Raw genomic sequence first — 2,951 nt, 5'->3', positions numbered from 1 at the left:
CGCGGCCGGGAGCCGCCGGCGGCACGGAGCCTGGCGACAGCGGGCGGCGGTCGCCGACCGGTGGCGGGTGCGTCAGTCCCGGCGGTCCGCGAAGGCCGGCCAGGGCGCGTCGGCCGGGCGCAGGGTGGCCCAGCCCTGCTCGCGCGCCGCGACGGCGGCCAGCACCGCCACGACGAGCGTCGGGTTGTGCAGGCGGCCGGCGAGCACCGCGTCGCGCGCCTCGTCCAGCGCCACCCACCGCGTGACCATGTCGGCCTCCTCGTGCTCGCGCGCGAAGCGCTCGCCCTCGGGGACGGGCCGCAGGTCGCGGGCCAGGTACACGCGCAGCGCCTCGTCGGACCCGCCCGGGGAGCTGTACCACTCGGCGAGGACGTCGTAGCGCCCCGCGACGAGGTCGGCCTCCTCGGCCAGCTCGCGGGCCGCGGCGTCCTGCGGGGCCTCCCCGGCCTCGTCGAGCAGGCCGGCCGGCACCTCCCACAGCTCGTGGCGGACGGGGTGGCGGTACTGCCGCACGAGCAGCACCCGGTCGGCGTCGTCGAGGGCGAGGATCCCCACGGCCCCGGGGTGCACGACCTTGTCCCGCTGCACGGGCTCGTCGCCGCCGAGGTCGACGCGCTCGCTCGCGACGTCCCAGACCGCGCCGGAGAACACGGTCTCGCGGCCGACGACGGGCCGCGGGGCCAGGACGTCGGCGAGCTCGCCCCCCTCGGCGCCGCTCACGCGAGCACCTCGTCGACCTCGACGAGCCGCTCCTCGCGCTGGCGCGCGACGGCGGCCTCGACGAGCGCGGCGAAGAGCGGGTGGGCGCGCGTGGGGCGGGAGCGGAACTCCGGGTGCGCCTGCGTGCCCACGTAGAAGGGGTGGACCTCGCGGGGCAGCTCGACGAACTCGACGAGCGCGCGGTCCGGCGACTGGCCGGAGACGACGAGGCCGGCGGCCTCGAGCTGCTCGCGGTGGTCGTTGCTCACCTCGTAGCGGTGGCGGTGGCGCTCGTGGACCAGCTCCGCGCCGTAGGCCTCCGCCACGACCGAGCCGGGCGTGAGCGCGGCCGGGTAGAGCCCGAGCCGCATGGTGCCGCCGAGGTCGCCCGCGCCCTCGACGAAGGCCTTCTGCTCCTCCATCGTCGCGACGACCGGGTACGGCGTCGAGGGGTCGAACTCCGAGCTCGAGGCGCCCTCGAGGCCGGCGACGGAGCGGGCGTGCTCGATGACCATGCACTGCAGCCCCAGGCACAGGCCGAGGGTCGGCACCTTGTTGGTCCGGGCCCACGTCAGCGCGCCGAGCTTGCCCTCGATGCCCCGGACCCCGAAGCCGCCGGGGACGCAGACGGCGTCGACGCCCGCCAGCGCGCGGCGGGCGCCCTCGGGGCTCGCGCACTCGTCCGAGGCGACCCACTGCAGGACGACGCGGGCGTCGGCCGCGAAGCCGCCGGCGCGCAGCGCCTCGGTGACCGACAGGTAGGCGTCGGGCAGGTCGACGTACTTGCCGACGAGGGCCACGCGCACGGTGTGCCGGGGCGCGTGGACGCGCTGCAGGAGCTGGTCCCACTCGCTCCAGTCGACGTCGCGGAAGGGCAGCCCGAGGCGCTGGACGATGTAGGCGTCGAGGCCCTCGGCGTGCAGCACCTTGGGGATGTCGTAGATGGACGGGGCGTCGACGGCGTTGGCCACCGCCGCCTCGTCGACGTCGCAGCTCGCGGCGATCTTCCGCTTGACGCCCTCGGGGATCGGCCGGTCGGAGCGGCACACGAGCGCGTCGGGCTGGATGCCGATGTTGCGCAGCGCCGCCACCGAGTGCTGGGTGGGCTTGGTCTTCAGCTCCCCGCTCGGGCCGATGTAGGGCACGAGGGAGACGTGCACGAAGAAGACGTCGTCGCGGCCGACGTCACGGCGCACCTGGCGGGCGGCCTCGAGGAAGGGCAGCGACTCGATGTCGCCCACGGTGCCGCCGACCTCGGTGATGATCACGTCCGGCGCCGGCTCGCCGTCCGGGCCGGGCACCGCCTTGGCTCGCATGCGCGCCTTGATCTCGTCGGTGATGTGCGGGATCACCTGGACGGTGTCGCCGAGGTACTCCCCGCGCCGCTCCTTGGCGATGACCTCGGAGTACACCTGCCCCGTCGTGATGTTGGCCGCCGCGTCGAGCGCCACGTCGAGGAAACGCTCGTAGTGGCCGATGTCGAGGTCGGTCTCGGCCCCGTCGTCGGTGACGAAGACCTCGCCGTGCTGGAACGGGTTCATCGTCCCGGGGTCCACGTTGAGGTAGGGGTCCAGCTTCTGCATGGACACCCGCAGGCCGCGGGCCCGCAGGAGGTGACCGAGGCTGGAGGCCGTCAGCCCCTTGCCGAGGGACGACGCCACCCCCCCGGTGACGAAGATGTGCCGCGTGCCGCTGCCGCTGAGCGCGCCGCCTGACCGGGAGAGACCGCGTTCCACCACGGACCTCGACGGTAGCAGCGACGGGCGGGCTCAGCGGTCGGCGGCTCAGCCGTCGGCGGGCTCAGCGGTCGGCGGCGAGGCGGGCGTAGCGGTCGATCCAGCCGCGGAGCACGTCCTGCGGTCCCGGCAGGGCGGTGAAGGCCTCGCGGGCCGCGCGGCCCGCGCGCTCGCGCGCCAGGGGGTCGGCGAGCAGGGCCGCGACGGCGTCGGCGAGAGCGCGGTCGTCGCCGACCGGCACGAGCGCGCCGACGCCCTCGAGCAGGTCCGGCAGGCCGCCGGTGCGGGTGGCGACGACGGGCAGCCCGGCGGCCATGGCCTCCTGCACGGCCAGCGACCTGGCCTCCCACGTGCTCGAGAGCGCGAAGACGTCGGCGCGCGCGAGCAGCTCCGGGACGTCGGGGCGGGCCCCGAGCAGGCGCACCGGGGCGTCGAGCTCCGCGACGAGGCGGCGCACGCGCGCCTCCACGGCCGGGTCGCCGTCGCCGACGACGCACCACGTGACGGGGGCGCCCC

Annotated in this window: 3 protein-coding genes; all 3 read right to left on the bottom strand. The window is 76.0% G+C overall.

The genetic code is table 11. The features are described 5' to 3' along the window. Positions 1–72: 72 nt before the first annotated feature. Complete coding sequence (locus HLB09_RS15120) at positions 73–720, bottom strand: NUDIX domain-containing protein (protein ID WP_171204154.1); 648 nt, start codon at positions 718–720, stop codon at positions 73–75. Then, positions 717–2,456 (bottom strand): CTP synthase, encoded by a 1,740-nt coding sequence (locus tag HLB09_RS15115; RefSeq protein WP_171204155.1) that lies wholly within the window; start codon positions 2,454–2,456, stop codon positions 717–719. The genes HLB09_RS15120 and HLB09_RS15115 overlap by 4 nt, the downstream gene beginning before the upstream one ends. Positions 2,457–2,499: 43 nt before the next feature. Then, positions 2,500–2,951 (bottom strand): glycosyltransferase family 4 protein (locus HLB09_RS15110; protein WP_171204153.1); only part of this gene is annotated, 452 nt, incomplete at its 5' end.

The sequence above is a fragment of the Pseudokineococcus marinus genome, from assembly GCF_013004605.1.
In the GTDB taxonomy this organism is placed as follows: Bacteria; Actinomycetota; Actinomycetes; order Actinomycetales; family Quadrisphaeraceae; genus Pseudokineococcus; species Pseudokineococcus marinus.
The sequence above is the reverse complement of the archived record's forward strand: the minus strand, read 5'-3'. Positions and strand labels throughout refer to the sequence as shown.